General features: G+C 68.9%; 14 protein-coding genes. 8 read left to right on the forward strand and 6 right to left on the reverse strand.

Annotated features, from left to right (window positions below):
- Positions 1–61: 61 nt before the first annotated feature.
- The 4 genes from G6N07_RS18825 (at position 62) to G6N07_RS18840 (ending at position 4,671) form a co-directional block, all read left to right on the forward strand.
- Positions 62–2,131: a PhoX family protein gene (locus tag G6N07_RS18825; protein WP_085192490.1), complete on the forward strand. Its 2,070-nt coding sequence runs from the start codon at positions 62–64 to the stop codon at positions 2,129–2,131.
- A 31-nt stretch (positions 2,132–2,162) separates the two neighbouring features.
- On the forward strand, positions 2,163–3,236 hold the full coding sequence (locus G6N07_RS18830; protein WP_085192491.1) for a hypothetical protein: 1,074 nt from the start codon (positions 2,163–2,165) through the stop codon (positions 3,234–3,236).
- A gap of 41 nt (positions 3,237–3,277) precedes the next feature.
- The gene (locus tag G6N07_RS18835; protein ID WP_085192492.1) at positions 3,278–4,072 is read left to right on the forward strand and encodes an LLM class F420-dependent oxidoreductase; all 795 of its coding nucleotides are present in this window, start codon (positions 3,278–3,280) and stop codon (positions 4,070–4,072) included.
- A gap of 146 nt (positions 4,073–4,218) precedes the next feature.
- Positions 4,219–4,671, forward strand: coding sequence for a MarR family winged helix-turn-helix transcriptional regulator (locus tag G6N07_RS18840; protein ID WP_085192493.1), 453 nt, complete (start codon positions 4,219–4,221; stop codon positions 4,669–4,671).
- 2 nt (positions 4,672–4,673) lie between these two features.
- Here G6N07_RS18840 and ggh read toward each other — a convergent pair whose 3' ends face one another.
- Positions 4,674–6,014: a glucosylglycerate hydrolase gene (gene ggh, locus G6N07_RS18845; protein WP_085192541.1), complete on the reverse strand. Its 1,341-nt coding sequence runs from the start codon at positions 6,012–6,014 to the stop codon at positions 4,674–4,676.
- 54 nt (positions 6,015–6,068) lie between these two features.
- On the opposite strand from ggh, the gene G6N07_RS18850 reads away from it, so the two are divergent.
- Positions 6,069–6,737 carry an SDR family oxidoreductase gene (locus G6N07_RS18850; RefSeq protein ID WP_085192494.1) on the forward strand — a complete coding sequence of 223 codons (669 nt, stop codon included), beginning with the start codon at positions 6,069–6,071 and terminating at the stop codon, positions 6,735–6,737.
- 18 nt (positions 6,738–6,755) lie between these two features.
- On the opposite strand, the gene leuS is transcribed toward G6N07_RS18850, so the two are convergent.
- Positions 6,756–9,611 carry a leucine--tRNA ligase gene (gene leuS, locus G6N07_RS18855; protein ID WP_099050292.1) on the reverse strand — a complete coding sequence of 952 codons (2,856 nt, stop codon included), beginning with the start codon at positions 9,609–9,611 and terminating at the stop codon, positions 6,756–6,758.
- Positions 9,612–9,832: 221 nt separating this feature from the next.
- On the opposite strand from leuS, the gene G6N07_RS18860 reads away from it, so the two are divergent.
- Both G6N07_RS18860 and G6N07_RS18865 read left to right on the forward strand, forming a co-directional pair.
- Complete coding sequence (locus G6N07_RS18860; protein WP_085192496.1) at positions 9,833–10,735, forward strand: LpqN/LpqT family lipoprotein; 903 nt, start codon at positions 9,833–9,835, stop codon at positions 10,733–10,735.
- Between the two features lie 70 nt (positions 10,736–10,805).
- Positions 10,806–11,204 carry a hypothetical protein gene (locus G6N07_RS18865; protein WP_085192497.1) on the forward strand — a complete coding sequence of 133 codons (399 nt, stop codon included), beginning with the start codon at positions 10,806–10,808 and terminating at the stop codon, positions 11,202–11,204.
- Here the strand turns inward: G6N07_RS18865 and G6N07_RS18870 are convergent.
- Positions 11,154–11,768, reverse strand: coding sequence for a YqgE/AlgH family protein (locus tag G6N07_RS18870; protein ID WP_179960054.1), 615 nt, complete (start codon positions 11,766–11,768; stop codon positions 11,154–11,156). The two genes, G6N07_RS18865 and G6N07_RS18870, sit on opposite strands and share 51 nt — an antisense overlap.
- Positions 11,769–11,905: 137 nt before the next feature.
- Between G6N07_RS18870 and G6N07_RS18875 the strand changes: the two genes are divergently transcribed.
- Entirely contained in the window at positions 11,906–13,174 is a 1,269-nt protein-coding gene (locus tag G6N07_RS18875) for an MFS transporter (protein ID WP_085192498.1), read from the forward strand.
- A 1-nt stretch (position 13,175) separates the two neighbouring features.
- Here G6N07_RS18875 and G6N07_RS18880 read toward each other — a convergent pair whose 3' ends face one another.
- From G6N07_RS18880 to G6N07_RS18890, 3 genes are read right to left on the reverse strand one after another with little or no spacing between them, the layout of a single operon-like run.
- The gene (locus G6N07_RS18880; RefSeq protein ID WP_085192499.1) at positions 13,176–14,354 is read right to left on the reverse strand and encodes a serine/threonine-protein kinase; all 1,179 of its coding nucleotides are present in this window, start codon (positions 14,352–14,354) and stop codon (positions 13,176–13,178) included.
- A 51-nt stretch (positions 14,355–14,405) separates the two neighbouring features.
- On the reverse strand, positions 14,406–14,903 hold the full coding sequence (locus tag G6N07_RS18885; RefSeq protein ID WP_085192500.1) for a pullulanase: 498 nt from the start codon (positions 14,901–14,903) through the stop codon (positions 14,406–14,408).
- A gap of 18 nt (positions 14,904–14,921) precedes the next feature.
- The gene (locus tag G6N07_RS18890; RefSeq protein WP_085192501.1) at positions 14,922–16,394 is read right to left on the reverse strand and encodes a CCA tRNA nucleotidyltransferase; all 1,473 of its coding nucleotides are present in this window, start codon (positions 16,392–16,394) and stop codon (positions 14,922–14,924) included.

Consider the following 16,394-nt stretch of genomic DNA (forward strand, 5'->3'; position numbering starts at 1 on the left):
TAGGTTTCCGCGCGACCGGCCGCTCAGCCCGCGGCCGTAAAGATGGAAGGACTCTGCCGGCATGGCGTTGATACCGCTGAACCTGTTTGTCTCCCACGACGGTAAGTCGAAACGGCAGCACATCACCTGCCGCTACAAGTGCGGTGACGCCTGCTGGAAGCCCGTTCCCAACACCAGCGACAACGCGTACTTCGGCGACATCGTCAAGGCGGTGCGTCGCCGGTCGATGCTGCAGGCGACCGGCGTCACCGTGTTGGCCGTCGGCGCTGGATCGGTGCTCGCCGCATGCGGGAGTGACGAGCAACCCGCCGCCAGTCCCACGACCTCGGACGCAGCGCCGGAGTCCCCGGCGGGTATGAAGTTCACCTCGGTGGCGCCCAACAGCGAGGACGCGGTCGTCGTCGCCGAGGGCTACCAGCAGGCAGTCGTCATCAGCTGGGGCGACCCAATCCTGCCGAACGCGCCGAGATTCGACGTCACCAACCAGACCGGCGCTGCGCAGCGCGGTCAGTTCGGCTTCAACAACGACTTCGCCGGGCTGCTACCGATCGAGGGTCAGCAAAACCGCTTCCTGCTGGTGACCAATTTCGAGTACGTGGACCCGGTGTTCATGTTCCCCGGCTACAACCCCGACGCCCCCACCCGCGAGCACTTCGATGTCGAGATCGCCGCGGTCGGCATGGGTGTCGTCGAGGTGGAGCGCACGCCGCAGGGGCTGAGGCCGGTCATGGGCCGCTACAACCGCCGCATCACCGCCGACACCCCGCACACGCTGACGGGTCCCGCCGCGGGCACCGACTTCGTCAAGACCGCCGCGGATCCGGACGGCCGCACGATTGCGGGAACGTTCGCCAACTGCGCCGGCGGCGTCACCCCGTGGGGCACCGTACTCTCGGGTGAAGAGAACTTCCAGGACTACTTCGGTGCCGCCGAGGGCGCGCCGACGCCGAACCCGGTGGACGCCGACCGGCTCGACCGCTACGGTGTCTCGCTGGAACCGACCGCCCTTCTCTGGGAGACCTTCGACCCTCGCTTCGACCTGACGCAGACACCCAACGAGCCGAACCGGTTCGGCTACATTGTGGAGCTCAATCCGTGGGACCCGAACTCGACCCCGGTCAAGCACTCCGCGATGGGCCGGCTCAAGCACGAGGGCGCGAACATCTACGTCACCGACGACGGCACGGTGGTCGCCTACACAGGTGACGACGAGCGCTTCGACTACATGTACAAATTCGTCTCCAGCAAGAAGATGCAACCGGGACGCGACCCGGCGGCGATGGCGCACAACATGACCCTCTTGGACGAAGGCACGCTGTACGTCGCCAAGTTGACCAGCGACATCCCGGCCGACGAGATCGACGGCTCGGGCAAGCTCCCGTCGAAGGGCTCGTTCAGCGGCAGCGGCACCTGGATCCCGCTGCTGCGCTCGGCTCCTGGGGGTCAGGCCGAGTCGCTGGTCGACGGGATCTCTGCCCAGGAGGCCGCCGTGTTCACCCGCATGGCCGCCGACAAGGCCGGTGCCACCAAGATGGACCGGCCGGAGGACTTCGAGGCCAACCCCAAGACCGGCAAGGTCTACGTCGCACTCACCAACAACGACGAACGCGGCGCGGAGGGCGAGGCGCCGCCCGATGCGGCCAACCCGCGCAACGACAACAAGAACGGCCAGGTCCTCGAGATCACCGACAACCACGCCGGCACCGACTTCAGCTGGAACCTGCTGCTGGTCTGCGGCGATCCCGCCGCGGCCGACACGTACTTCGGCGGCTTCGACAAGAGCAAGGTCAGCCCGATCTCGTGCCCGGACAACCTCGCCTTCGACAACTACGGCAACCTGTGGATCTCCACCGACGGCAACGCGCTGGACTCCAACGACGGCCTGTTCGCCGTGGCGCTGGAGGGCCCGAACCGCGGCGAGACCAAGCAGTTCCTCACCGTGCCGTTGGGGGCGGAGACCTGTGGGCCGATCGTCATGGATGACTTGGTGATGGTCGCCGTCCAGCATCCGGGCGAGAACGACGACAACAGCATCGACAACCCGCTCTCACGGTGGCCGGAAGGCGGGAACGGCACCGCGCGGCCGTCGATGGTGGCGGTGTGGAAGGCCGACGGCCAGATCGGCGTGTAGCCGCACGCACCGCCGGACTACCATTCGGCGGATGACGTCGACCCGCCTTGTCACCGTGGACCTCGCCCACGAGGGCAACGAGGCCTCCGACCTCGTCCACGTCGACAACGAGGCGCTGCTCGACGCCCACGGATGGGATCTCGGATTCTGGACCGTGCTCGACGAGGGTTCGGTCGAGGACTGCGTCGCGGTGCTCGGTCACGCCCGCGGCGCGGCACCCGACAGCGGGTGGGAGATCTACCAGTTGCCTGCTGTCGCCGGCGAGGAGAAGGGCCGCACCGAGGACGCCGAGGCGGTGGCACGCCACGACGGCTGGGTCTACGTGGTCGGGTCGCACTACGGATCCAAGGCGGGGCCGCTGCAGGCCAAGCGCGCGTTCCTGGCCCGCTTCGACGAACAGTCGATCGACCGCGCGGTGCCCGAGTCCGAGCTACCGATAGTCGTGCAACGCAACAGGTTCAAACTGCATCGGCTGATCAACGACGCACTAGACGCCTCCCGCGTCGTCGCGATCACGCCGGGCGACACCGTGCGCACCCGGTTCATCGCCCGCACGATCGAACGAGGAACGCAGCGCAGCAAGTCGTGGGTCGACCGGCTGACCGAACGTGACGTGCCGATCAACATCGAGGGCGCGGCATTCCGCCCGAACAGCAATCTCCTGCTGGCACTGCGCTTCCCGACGACCGCAGCGGGCGAGCCGATTCTCGTCGAGTTGTCCGGCGTCCCCGCCATGTTCGACGGGGAGGTCGCATCGCCGACTGTCGAGCGGGTGTGGGAACTGGCGGGCGTGTCCCCGTCCGACGCGCTCGTCGGATTCCGTGCCCTGTCGCATTCGGGCGACGACGTCTACGACGCGATCCTCGGCTCGATCGACGCGACCGACAAGGGTTCGGTGCTGCTCGACGACCATCCCGGGGGAGCGGTCGCGCACTGTTCACACTGGCGGTTCACGCTGCCGGCCGACGCCGCCGACGCCCAATTGAAGGCGGAGCTGGTCCGCGACTTCCCCGGCCTGCGCAACGTCGAGGGCTTGTCCGTCGAGTCCGCGCAGACCTTCTACGTCACCGACGAGGACCATCGCATTCAGCTGCGGTTCGGCTGAGCGTTCCGGCGCCGTCCCGGCCCGGCAGTTACCGTGGCGAGATGACCTCTGCCACACATCCGGTCCGCATCGGGGTTCAGCTGCAGCCCCAGCACTCACGGCAGTACCGACACATCCGTGACGCGGTGCACCGCTGCGAGGACATCGGCGTCGACATCGCCTTCAACTGGGACCACTTCTTCCCCCTGTACGGCGACCCGGACGGCGCCCACTACGAATGCTGGACCATGCTGGCCGCGTGGGCCGAGCAGACCTCCCGGATCGAGATCGGCGCACTGGTGACCTGTAACTCCTACCGCAACCCCGAGCTGCTGGCCGACATGGCTCGCACGGTCGACCACATCAGCGACGGCCGGCTGATCCTCGGAATCGGATCGGGCTGGAAGCAGAAGGACTACGACGAGTACGGCTACGACTTCGGCACGGCCGGAAGCCGCCTCGACGATCTGGCGCAGGCCCTGCCGCGAATCAAGTCGAGGCTGGCGAAGCTCAATCCTGCACCGACGCGTGAGATCCCGATCCTCATCGGTGGTCAGGGTGAGCGCAAGACGCTGCGTCTGGTCGCCCAGTACGCCGACATCTGGCACGGCTTCACCGATCGCAGCACCTACCCCGGCAAGGCGGCGGTCCTCGACCGGCACTGCGCCGACGTCGGGCGCGATCCCTCGGCCGTCGAACGCTCCTCCGGCGTGACCGAGATGGGCGAAGAGGCGATGCTCGCCGAGGCGGAGGGCCTTGTCGGACTCGGGGTGAGCCTGCTGACCGTCGGCGTCAACGGCCCGGACTACGATCTGACGGCGGCCGAGGCGCTGTGCCGCTGGCGAGACAGCCGGTAGCGTTCCGCCGGCGAGGCGGGATTGCCGGAGCAGGATCTTCGATGCCGCCCAGACCGACCAGGGTTGCGGCGGTTCCTGTCGCAGGGGCGCTGTGAATCAGTGCCAAAGCCGAACCGGCAGGCCCCGACACGTTAGACTGACGAACTATGGCAGATACGCAGGTCACCGAGCTCGCAGGTGATCTCCAGCGGGTGCTGTCGAGACTGTTCTCCGTCGTGCGGCGAGGCGACGCGCATCGGGGTACCGAAGGCGGCGACCTCACGCTGGCCCAGCTCTCCATCCTGTTGACCTTGCTGGACTGCGGCCCGATCCGGATGACCGAGCTGGCCGCCCATGAACGTGTCCGCACACCCACCACCACCGTCGCGATCCGCCGGCTCGAGAAGCTCGGACTGGTCAAACGTTCGCGCGACCCCTCGGATCTGCGGGCGGTGCTGGTCGAGCTCACCCCGGAGGGGCTGGTTCAGCACCGCGAGGCCCTCGCCACCCGCCGCGCCCACCTGGCCACGCTGCTGTCGAAACTAAGCGACGAGGAACTCGACACGCTCGCCAAGGCGTTGGCGCCGTTGGAACGCCTCGCCGAACAGCACGAGGGCTAGGCTCAACCCAGCCAGTCCAGCACCGCCGCGGCGGTCCACGACTGCTGCATGCTGCCCAGCGGTTCCCCCGTGAAGGGTTCGTAGTATTCGGCGAACGAACCGTCGCTGGCCTGGCGCAACCCCTCGTGCCGCAACAACCGGGTGCGCTCGGCCCACCCGCGCCGGGCGAAACACCAGGCGAACAGCCACGTCACCACCGGCCAGACCGGGCCGCGCCAGTACTCCCGGGACCGGAAGTCGCGCGACACCGGCGACGTCGACGGGATGCACGCATACTTCAGGTCGGGATGCCCGCAGAAGCGCGGGCCATCCAGCAGCCGCAGCAGTGCCCGTTCCCGGTCATGCGGCAGGCCGCCGCACAGCAGCGGGGCGAACTGCGCGACGGTCTCGGTGGCCACCCACCTCTCCGCGCGGACGTCGAAATCCCTTGCGGCGCCAGTCCGCTCGTTGGTTGTCTCGATGACGCCGGCGCGGAACCGCTCGGCCCACGAGTAGAGATCCCGCACGTCGGCGTTCGGGCGCTTGTGGTCCTCACCGATCTCGGCGAGCACCTGACACGCCACCGAGAAGATCGCCGACACGAACACGTCCTCCACGGCGAAGCTCATCACCTTCGGCAGCAGACGGTCGTCGTAGTGCGCGGATTTCATCTCCTCCAGCAGCCACAGATACCGGTCGTACTCGAGGTCCGATGGCCGCTGGGTGGAGTCGGTAATGATCGCGTTGTCCTCGCGCTGGTACTCCGGCACCGCACCCGGGACGACGCTGGCGTAGGCGGCATCCCACCGCGGGGAGTTGTCCATGCCGGACTCCCAGCCGTGGTAGAGCGTGATGCGGCCGCGTCCGTCCTGGTCGCGGCACTCGGCCAGCCAGCGGTGCCAGCGCACCAGATCGCCCCAGCGGCGGTCCAGGAACGCCTCGGCCACCGCGCGCGTCGACCGTCCCCGGGTGCGGGCGTGGTCGAGGATGCGCTGCACCGCGATCGCGTGCACGGGTGGCTGGGTGATGCCCGAGGTGTGCCGCGTGCGTGGCGCGTCGGCCGCCAGGGCGGACGTCGCCCAGCGGGCAGGGCCGGGGAAGTAGCCGTCCACCCCGTTGGCGAACACGATGTGCGGGATCATCCCGTTGCGCCACTGCGCGGAGAGCAGCGTGTCGAGTTCGACGACGGCGCGCTCGACGCTCAACGGCGCCAGCCCGATCGACACGAACGCCGCGTCCCAGCTCCACATGTGCGGGTACAGCAAAGGCGCCGCGGTGGTCATGGTGCCCAGATCGTTGCCGCGCAGCAGGTACGCGGCGCGGGCCGCCAGTTGTGTGGGCGCGAAGCTCGGGTCGAGGGGCATCCGTCCAATCATGCGACTTCTTGGCGTTTCGTGCAGGTCGGTAGGGTTGGCGAAATGCCGACCGCGATGATCACAGGCGCCGGACGCGGCCTGGGGGCGGCCATCGCGGCCGCTCTGGCACCCAGCCACACCCTGTTCCTGGCCGGGCGGCCGTCGGCGCAACTCGACGAGGTCGCGCAGCGGCTCGGTGCCACCACCTGGGAGGTCGACTTCGACGACATCGATGCGATTCCGGCGGCCGTCGAACCGATCGTCGAGCTCGACGTGCTCGTCCACAACGCCGGTGTGGCGTATCCGGCGCGTGTCGCCGAATCCACCGTCGAGGAGTGGCGGTCCACCATGAACGTCAACGTGATCGGCGCCGTCGCGCTCACCTTGGCGGTGCTGCCTGCCCTGCGCGCGGCGACGGACGGTCAGGTGGTGTTCATCAACTCCGGGTCGGGGATCAACGCCTCACCGGGCCTGGCGTCGTACTCGGCGAGCAAGTTCGCGCTGCGGTCGTTCGCCGACTCGCTGCGCAACGACGAGGGCGGCCTGCGGGTGACGTCCGTGCACCCCGGCCGGATCGCCACCGAAATGCAGCAGGGCCTACGGGCCTACGAACGCCGCGAGTACAACGCCGCCGATTTCCTCAACCCCGAGACGGTCGCTCGGGTGACCGCGGATGCGATCAACGCGCCGGCCGATGCGCACATCCACGAGGTGATCGTCCGCCCGCGCTAGCTAGTTACGGGTCAACTCTTAGACGACGAGGTTGACCAGGCGGCCGGGGACGACGATCACCTTCCTCGGCGTCGCCCCGTTCAGGAACGCCTGCACTTTCTCGTCGGCCAGCGCCGCCGCCTGGAGCGTGTCCTCGTCCGCGTCGGCGGCGACCGTGATCCGGCTGCGCACCTTGCCGTTGACCTGCACCGGGTATTCGACCGTGTCGGTCACCAGATACTGCGGGTCGGCCACCGGGAACGGACCGTGCGCCAGCGACGTGTCATTACCCATCCGTCGCCACAGTTCCTCGGCCAGATGCGGGGCCAGCGGCGCGACCATCAACACCAGCGGCTCGATCGCCGCGCGTGCCGTAACCCCCTTCTTCGTGAGGTGGTTGGTGTACTCGATCAGCTTGGCTGCGGCGGTGTTGTTGCGAAGGGCGGCATAGTCTTCGGAGACGCCGGCCACGGTGCGGTGCAACATCCTCGTCGTGTCGGTGTCGAGCGCCTCGTGATTGGCCACCCGAACCGCACCGCTCTGTTCGTCGACCACCAGCCGCCACACGCGCTGCAGGAACCGGTGCGCCCCCACGACATCCTTGGTCGCCCACGGCCGCGACGCCTCCAGCGGGCCCATCGACATCTCGTAGACCCGCAGCGTGTCGGCGCCGTAGTTGTCGCAGATCTCGTCCGGCGACACCGAGTTCTTCAGGCTCTTACCGATCTTGCCGAACTCCTGGAACACCTCAGCGCCGTCGTAGAAGAACTTCCCGTCGCGCTCGACGACCTCGGCGGCCGGCACGTACGAACCGCGCGAGTCGGTGTAGGCGAAGGCCTGGATGTAGCCCTGGTTGACCAGCCGCCGGTAGGGCTCCCGAGAGCTCACGTGGCCCAGGTCGTAGAGCACCTTGTGCCAGAAGCGCGAATACAGCAGGTGCAACACCGCGTGCTCCACCCCGCCGACGTACAGGTCAACTCCGCCCGGATCGTCCGGACCGTGCTCGGCCGGGCGCGGGCCCATCCAGTACGCCTCGTTCTCCTTGGCGCAGAACGCCTCCCTGTTGAGCGGGTCGGTGTAGCGCAGCTCGTACCAGGAACTGCCCGCCCACTGCGGCATGACGTTGGTGTCACGGGTGTAGGTCTGCAGACCGTCGCCGAGATCGAGTTCCACGTGCACCCAGTCGGTGGCCTTGTTCAACGGCGGATTCGGTTCGCTGTCGGCGTCGTCCGGGTCGAACAGCACCGGCGAGTAGTCCGGGACGTCGGGCAGTTCCACCGGCAGCGCCGACTCGGGAAGCGGATGCGGACGGCCCTCGCTGTCGTAGACGATCGGGAACGGTTCACCCCAGTATCGCTGCCGCGCGAAGAGCCAGTCACGCAGCTTGTACTCGACGCGCGCCCGGCCGCGGCCGTCGGCGGCCAACCGCTCGGTGATGGCCGCCTTCGCGGAGGTCACATCCATCCCATCGAGGTAGTCGGAGTTCACCAGTGAGCCGTCCCCGGTGTAGGCCGCCTCGGTGACGTCTCCACCGGAGATCACCTCGACGACCGGCAGCCCGAATTCGCGCGCGAACTCCCAGTCCCGCTGATCGTGACCGGGCACGCCCATGATGGCGCCGGTGCCGTAGCCGACCAGCACGTAGTCGGCGATGAAGATCGGAACCTGCTGCCTGTTGGCCGGATTGGTCGCGTATACGCCCAGGAACGCCCCGGTCTTGGTCTTGTTCTCCTGACGCTCCAGGTCGCTCTTCGCGGCGATCGACGCGCGATAGGCGGTCACCGCATCAACCGGGGACGCCGCGCCGAACGTCCAGCGGCTGTCCACACCCTCGGGCCACTGCTGTGCCGTCAACTTCTCGACCAGCGGATGCTCGGGCGCCAGCACCAGATACGTCGCACCGAACAGCGTGTCGGGACGAGTGGTGAACACCTCGATGTCGCCGGCAACGGTGTCGAATTTGACGCTGGCACCAGTCGAGCGGCCGATCCAGTTGCGCTGCATCGTCTTGACCTTGTCCGGCCAGTCGAGGACGTCGAGATCCTCCAGCAGACGGTCGGAGTAGGCGGTGATGCGCATCATCCACTGCCGCAACCGCTTGCGGAATACCGGGAAGTTGCCGCGGTCGCTGCGCCCGTCGGCGGTGACCTCTTCGTTGGCCAGCACGGTACCCAGGCCGGGACACCAGTTGACCATCGAGTCCGCGCGGTAGACCAGCCGGTAGGAGTCGACGACGTCGGCGCGCTCGCCGGCGCTCAGTTCCGACCATTGCCTGCCGTCGTCGAGTGTGCGGGCGCCGGAGGAGAATTCACCGATCAGCTCGGCGATCGGGCGCGCCTTCTTGGCGTCACGGTCGAACCAGGCGTTGTAGATCTGCAGGAAGATCCACTGGGTCCATGTGTAGAAGTCGACGTCGGTCGTGGAAAAGCTGCGCCGGGTGTCGTGGCCCAGTCCGAGCCGGCCCAGCTGGCGCCGGAAGTTGACGATGTTGGCCTCGGTGCGGGTCCGCGGATGGGTGCCGGTCTGCACCGCGTACTGCTCGGCGGGCAGACCGAACGCGTCGAACCCCAACGCGTGCAACACGTTGCGGCCAGTCATACGGTAGTAGCGGGCGTAGACGTCGGTGGCGATGTAGCCCAGAGGATGCCCGACGTGCAAACCTTCACCAGACGGGTACGGGAACATGTCCTGTACGAACATCTTGTCGGCGGGGACCGTCCCGTTCGGCGGGGCTAGTTCACCGACCGGATTGGGCACGTTGAAGGTGCCCTGAGCCGCCCACGTCCGCTGCCACGCGCCTTCGATCTGCCCGGCGAGTTCAGCGGTGTACCGGTGCTGCGGGGCGGCGGCGGCGGCGGCGGCCCCGTCGGGCTGGGCAGTCGGGGGTTCGGTCACCGCACCAGGGTATAAGGAGACTTTTGCGGCATTTGCGTGCCCACACGGCCACCGTCGAGGCCCCCGCACGACACGGCTCGGTATCGGTTGCGTTGCGCCGAAGTCAGGGCTTGGTCCCAGGTCGGTTCCAGCCCTGGTCACCGCCATCGACGCGTGGATACAGTCGGCGCCTGACCTCAGAGCGTGACGAGCCCAACCACCACGGGAGAAGGATTGCGGCGATGATGGAGAAAGCCCGCCGCTGGCGGGTTCTGGCAGGAGGTGTGGCCGCGGGCGTGGCCGGACTGGTCGGCTTCGCCGGTGCGACCGCCACGGCAGAACCCGTCTTCCCACAACCCCCGGTACCCGGGCCCACCACGGTGGGCGTCAGTCCCGCCGCAGCGGCTACGGCGGCTCCGGAGTCGGCGAAGACCCCTGGCATCACCGGTGCCGTGATCAGCCCGAGTGCGGGCACGGTGCCCGCCGCCATCGCAGCGCCGGCAGCCCCGGCCCCGTCGATCATGCCGGCCTCGTCCGGCACGATCGCCGAGTTCCTACGTGACAAGGGCGTCACCATGCAGCCACAGGTGGCCCGCGACTTCAAAGCGCTCAACATCACGCTGCCGATGCCGCGGGGCTGGGCCTACGTCCCCGATCCCAACGTCCCCGAGGCGTTCGCGGTGATCGCCGACCGGGTCGGCGGTAACGGGCTGTACTCGTCGAACGCACAACTCAAGGTTTACAAGCTGATCGGCGATTTCAATCCCGACGAGGCGATCAGCCACGGGTTCATCGATAGCCAGATGCTGCCGGCGTGGCGGTCCACCGACGCGTCGCTGGCCCCGCACAACGGGATGGCATCCTCGCTCATCGAGGGAACCTACCGGGAGAACTCGATGACGCTGAACACCTCCCGCAGGCACGTCATCGCGTCCTCCGGACCGGACCGCTATCTGGTGTCATTGGCGGTGACGACCACCGTCGACCAGGTGGTCCCGGCCGCTGCCGCCACCGACGCGATCGTCACCGGGTTCGAGGTCACCGCACCCACCGCGCAACCCGCGGTGGCGCCGCCCCCGCCGGCCCCCGCGGTACCGCCGGCACCCGGATTGGCCCCGCTGCCGCAGCCCGTCGGGCTGCCCTGAGACGACGTCCCCCGGGCGTGCCTGGCGCCCGGGGGGCGCCCACAAATCCCGCCTCGTATTCTTGTGGGTCATGGTCTTCGTTGGGGTGCTGTGCCTGTGTGCCGCCGTCGCGGTCAGCGCCCTCGGGCTGTGGCTGCTGATGCGGCCGCCTTCTGCCGATCCCCGTCAGCAGATCCTGCGGGCGGTAGCGCCGACCCAAGTTGCGGCCGCGGTGATGTTGGCGGCCGGTGGCGTGGTGGCGTTGGCCGCTACGCCGGAGACGGGTGGGTTCGCGGTCGTCGCCTGCGGTGTCGGGGCCGTCGCGACAGTCGCTGCCGGCTGCTGGCAGAGCGCGAAGGTGGTGGCCCGCACCGAAGCCACCACAGCTGCGGTGACTGCCGACGCGCAGTGCGCAGGCTGCCTGCTGTCGTGCGGTGTTCTAGTTGCGGCTGACGTCGATCGGATGGGTTGCCAACAGCGACAGCGGTAGCGGCTGACGCCGCAGCACACGTGCCCACAGATCTACCCGCGGTTCAATGAGCACGTCTGAAGGCAACGCCGACAACACGATCCAGTCGTCGCGCTCGATCTCGCCCTCAAGCTGGCCGATGGTCCACCCGGAGTATCCGGCGAAGATCCGCACCCCCTCGAGCACCGGTGCCAACGGTTCGGGGTCGGTGTCGAGGTCGACCATCACCACGCGCCCCTGCACGTGCCGCAGCCCCGGCACACCGGCAGACTCCACGCCGGCCCGCAGCGTCGCCAGGCACAGCGCGGCGTCACGCTTCACCGGGCCGCCGATGAACATCGTTTTGGGTTTGGCGGCCAGCTTCGCCCACCGCGGCAGGACGTTGTAGACGGCGGTCTCACTCGGCCGGTTCAGGACCACGCCGAGGGTTCCGCCGTCGTTGTGTTCGACGATGTAGATAACGCTGCGCCGGAACGTCGGCTCGAGCAGATCGGTGTTGGCGAGCAACAGCGTTCCAGCGCGGACCCGCTGTGCCGCGGGGGCGATGAAGTCCTCCGGATCCTCTGACTGCGCCACATTCACCATCATGTCACCGGCGCCCTGCCGATGTGGCGGACAACCCCGGTCCCCGGTCACATTTGTACTGTGGGTGCGGTGCCGCGCACCTCGGCGCGACCGGCGCCGCTGTGCGAAGCCTTGTGCCGGACAGGACGTGATCTCTCGTGGTCGACGCTCGTGCGCCCATCGCCGTGTGGCGGTCGGTACGAAGGCTCCCCGAGTTTTGGCGACTGCTCGAACTGCGCGTCGTGAGCCAGTTCGGCGACGGGCTGTTCCAGGCCGGGCTGGCGGGGGCGATTCTGTTCAACCCGGACCGGGCCGCCGACCCCTGGGCGATCGCCGGCTCTTTCGCGGTGCTGTTCCTCCCGTACTCGGTCCTGGGCCCGTTCGCCGGTGCGCTGCTCGACCGGTGGGACCGCCGCCTGGTCCTGATCGGGGCTAACTCCGCGCGGTTCCTTCTGGTGTTGGGGGTGGCGGCACTGCTCGCCGGGCGGGCCGGCGATCTGCCGATCCTGTTGGGTGCGTTGATCGTCAACGGGTTCACCCGCTTCGTGTCCTCGGGACTGTCGGCGGCGCTGCCGCATGTCGTGCCACGTGATCAGGTAGTCGCGATGAACTCCGTCGCCGCGGCCACCGGAGCGGTCGCCGCCTTCGTCGGCGCGAACTTCATGCTGATACCCCGCTGGGCATTCGGCGCCGACGACACCGGGGCCTCGGTGATCATCCTCATCGCCGCGCTGCCCGTGGCACTGGCGCTGCTGCTGTCCGTCCGCTTCAGCGCGCACGTCCTAGGCCCCGACGACGGTGTGCGCGCCGTCCACGGCTCGATCGCCTACGCGGTCGCGACGGGGTGGGTACACGGCGCGCGGACCGTGTTGTCGGTGCGCACGGTGGCGGCCACGCTATCCGGCCTCGGCGCCCACCGCGTGGTGTTCGGGCTCAACACGCTGATCGTGCTGATGTTGGTGCGGCACAGCGACACCGCGGCCGTCGCCGGGCTCGGCACAGCGGTGCTGTTCGTCGCCGCCACGGGCGCCGGCTCGTTCCTCGCGACGGTCGCGACACCGGCATTGATCACCCGCTGGGGCCGATACCGAACCGCCAATGGTGCACTCGTCGCGGCGGCCGTCTTCCAACTCGCGGCGGTCGGGCTGTGGCTGCCCGTCATGGTGATCTGCGGATCGCTGCTCGGCGCCGCCGGGCAGATCGTCAAGCTGTGCGCCGACACCGCGATGCAGGTGGACGTCGATGATGCGCTGCGAGGCCAGGTCTTCACCGTGCAGGACTCGCTGTTCTGGATGGCGTTCATCGGCGCCATCGCGGTGGCGGCGACGGTGGTCCCCGCCGACGGCCGCGCCCCGGGCCTGGCGGCCGCCGGGGTCGGCGTGTACCTCGTCGGGTTGGCGCTGCACGCCGCGCTGGGCCGCAGCTGAGCTAGCCCCTGCCGTTGCCCTTGCCGTTGCCGTTGCCGTTGCTTTTCGGCTTCTTCGGCGACCCCTCCTGGGGCTCTTCGACGACCGGTACCAGGGACGGCGGCGGAGTCGGCGGCGGCGGCGGCGCAGCGATGCTGGTGCTGGTGCTCACCGGGGTCGGCGCGGGCGGGGACGAGAACGGTTCCATCGCCAGCGCAGCGGCCGCGATCGCGAACGCGGCCAGCACCGCACCGCCACCGGCCAGCGCGCGGGTGCGCCGTGATCGGCCATGGCGTGCAGGGCCGGTCGCGGGGGGCAGCGGCGCGGCGAGCACCCGCGTCGCGGGACGCGGCGGCGGGGTGACCGGCGCCGTCCCACCGAACAAGGCGTTCTGATCCCCGGCGAGAGCGGCGCGCATCTGCGTGGCGCTGCCGAAGCGCTGCCGGGGATCGCGCGTCATCGCGCGCTCGATGACACCGGCGAGGATCACGTCGACGTCGGCACGGAACGCCGTCACCGGAGGCGGTGGATCGCTCATGATCGCGCGGGCCACTGCGGCGGGGTTGTCCTGTGGGAAGGCGCGCCGAGCCAACAGCGCCTCGTATGCGATCACCCCGACGGCGTACAGATCGTCGGCCACCGAAGCCGGGGCCCCGCTGACCCGCTCGGGGCTCATGTAGGCGAGCGTCCCGATGATCTGACCGGTCATCGTGAGGGCGGCGCCGCCGGTCTTGGCGATGCCGAAGTCGGCGACCTTGAGGGTGTTCGCGTCGGCCGACAGCAGGATGTTGCCCGGTTTGATGTCGCGGTGCAGCACGCCCGCGGCGTGGGCGACCTCAAGGGCGGCGAGCACCTCGTCGAGCATCGAGCGCACCTGGGCGGGCGACATTGGGCCCGCAGCGATGACGTCACCCAGGGTGCGGCCGGGCAGCCGCTCCATGACGATGAAGGGCGTGCCGTCATCCTCGCCGTAGTCGTGCACCGCGACGATGTTCGGGTGTGTGAGAGCGGCCGCCGAGCGGGCTTCGGCTTCAAAGCGGCTGCGCACGTCCGGTTGAGCCCGCATCGCCGGGTGCAGCAACTTGATCGCGACCGCACGGTCGAGGCGAGCATCCCATCCGTCGCGGACCTCGGCCATCCCGCCGAGGCCCAGCACCCCGCGCAATTCGTAGCGGCCGGCGAGCACTTCGGGGCCGGTCATACGCAAGCGGTAGCCCGGTACACCGTCGCGTAAACGGTGTGCTGGTCGGCGCTACATTTCGGCCGCCGCGTCGGCGCGACCGTCTCCGTCCCCGTCGGACAACCGGACGTCCCAGCGCCCGTCGCCGTCGGTGTCCACATGGGCGGTGTCGCCACCGAGCGCCCGATCGGCCAGCCCGTCGCCGTCACTGTCGACGAGCCGGTCGTCGACCTGCCCGTCGGCGTCGAGATCGACCAGCGGACCGCCGGTCTGCTCGACGCCGTCGAGGCCGAACCAGCGGACCTGACCGGTGCGGTCGACGCTCAGCATCCAGGTTCCCGTCCCGTCGTCGCCGAAGAAGGCCTCGGCGGCATCGTCGTCGTCAAGGTCGCGCGCGGCGAGTTCGGCCAGCCCGTCGCCGTCGCGGTCGGCCAGCGCGTCGTCGAGCCGACCGTCACCGTCGAGGTCCAGACCCACGGCGTCGAACACCCCGTCGCCGTCGGTGTCGGTGTCCGGTTCCGCCGTCCACATCGTCGCCGATCCGTCGGCATCACCCAGGCAGTACTCCATACCGGTTCAGACGCCGGATCACTGCTTCGCGTTCCACCACTTGACCAGTTCGTCGACCGCCTCCTCGTGTGACAGTGGGCCCCGGTCGAGACGTAGCTCTTTGAGGTGACGCCACGCCTCCCCCACCTGCGGACCCGCCGGGATGCCGAGGATCGTCATGATCTCATTGCCGTCGAGGTCCGGCCGCACCCGCTGCAGATCCTCCCTCTCGGCCAGTTCGCTGATCCGGCGTTCCAGGTCGTCGTAGTTGGCCTGCAGACGGGCGGCGCGCCGCTTGTTGCGGGTCGTGCAGTCGGCGCGGACGAGCTTGTGCAACCGGGTCAGCAGCGGACCTGCGTCGGTGACATAGCGGCGCACCGCCGAATCGGTCCACTTGCCCGCCCCGTTCTGATCCGCGTAACCATGGAACCGCAGATGCAAGAACACCAGCTGCGAGACGTCGTCGACCATCTGCTTGGAGTACTTCAGCGCGCGCAGGCGCTTGCGGGCCATCTTCGCCCCGACCACCTCGTGGTGGTGGAAGCTCACCCCGCCGTCGGGTTCGTGGCGCCGCGTCGCCGGCTTGCCGATGTCGTGCAACAGCGCCGCCCAGCGCAACACCAGATCGGGGCCGTCGTCCTCGAGGTCGATGGCCTGGCGCAGCACCGTCAGCGAATGCCAGTAGACGTCCTTGTGCTGGTGGTGTTCGTCGATGGCCATCCGCATTCCCCCGACCTCGGGCAGCACCACGTCTCCCAGTCCGGTCTGCACCATCAGGTCGATCCCCGTCACCGGATCGGCACCGAGCAGCAGCTTGTCCAGTTCTGCCGCGACACGCTCCACGGTGATGCGGGCCAGCTGCGGCGCCATCTCCGTCACCGCGGTCCGTACCCGCGGCGCGACGTCGAACCCCAGCTGCGAGGCGAAGCGCGCGGCGCGCAACATCCGCAGCGGATCGTCGCCGAACGACACCGCCGGCTCCGCCGGGGTGTCAAGCACCCTGGCCCGCAGCGCGGCCAAACCGCCCAGGGGGTCGTGGAACTCGCCGGGGCCGGTCGCCGTGACCGCCACCGCCATGGCGTTGACCGTGAAATCCCGGCGCACCAGATCGTCTTCGAGCCGGTCGCCGTAGCGGACCACGGGATTGCGCGACACCTGGTCGTAGCGGTCGGCCCGGAACGTTGTGATCTCCAGGCGGTGGCCGCCCTTGCCGACGCCCACCGTGCCGAACTCGATGCCGGTATCCCACAGCGCGTCGGCCCACGGCCGGAGGAAGGCCTGCATCTCCTCGGGGCGGGCATCGGTGGTGAAGTCGAGGTCGCTGCCCAACCTGCCGAGCAGCGCATCCCGCACGCTGCCACCGACCAGATACAAGGTATGGCCGGCCGCAGCGAACACCGCGCCGATATCGCGCAGGACTTCGCCATCGCGATTGAGCGCCACCGCGGCACGGGCCAGCAGTTCGGCGTCGGTTGCCGTGTCGTCTTCGGCGGCGTCTAGGTCGTCCGGCAC

The sequence above is a fragment of the Mycolicibacterium doricum genome (genome assembly GCF_010728155.1).
In the GTDB taxonomy this organism is placed as follows: domain Bacteria; phylum Actinomycetota; class Actinomycetes; order Mycobacteriales; family Mycobacteriaceae; genus Mycobacterium; species Mycobacterium doricum.

Bases quoted from the DNA above. Each gene is read 5' to 3' on its own strand.
- G6N07_RS18825 (WP_085192490.1), top strand. From the start codon at position 62: ATGGCGTTGATACCGCTGAACCTGTTTGTCTCCCACGACGGTAAGTCG.
- G6N07_RS18830 (WP_085192491.1), top strand. From the start codon at position 2,163: ATGACGTCGACCCGCCTTGTCACCGTGGACCTCGCCCACGAGGGCAAC.
- G6N07_RS18835 (WP_085192492.1), top strand. From the start codon at position 3,278: ATGACCTCTGCCACACATCCGGTCCGCATCGGGGTTCAGCTGCAGCCC.
- G6N07_RS18840 (WP_085192493.1), top strand. From the start codon at position 4,219: ATGGCAGATACGCAGGTCACCGAGCTCGCAGGTGATCTCCAGCGGGTG.
- ggh (WP_085192541.1), bottom strand. From the start codon at position 6,014: ATGCCCCTCGACCCGAGCTTCGCGCCCACACAACTGGCGGCCCGCGCC.
- G6N07_RS18850 (WP_085192494.1), top strand. From the start codon at position 6,069: ATGCCGACCGCGATGATCACAGGCGCCGGACGCGGCCTGGGGGCGGCC.
- G6N07_RS18860 (WP_085192496.1), top strand. From the start codon at position 9,833: ATGATGGAGAAAGCCCGCCGCTGGCGGGTTCTGGCAGGAGGTGTGGCC.
- G6N07_RS18865 (WP_085192497.1), top strand. From the start codon at position 10,806: ATGGTCTTCGTTGGGGTGCTGTGCCTGTGTGCCGCCGTCGCGGTCAGC.
- G6N07_RS18870 (WP_179960054.1), bottom strand. From the start codon at position 11,768: ATGGTGAATGTGGCGCAGTCAGAGGATCCGGAGGACTTCATCGCCCCC.
- G6N07_RS18880 (WP_085192499.1), bottom strand. From the start codon at position 14,354: ATGACCGGCCCCGAAGTGCTCGCCGGCCGCTACGAATTGCGCGGGGTG.
- G6N07_RS18885 (WP_085192500.1), bottom strand. From the start codon at position 14,903: ATGGAGTACTGCCTGGGTGATGCCGACGGATCGGCGACGATGTGGACG.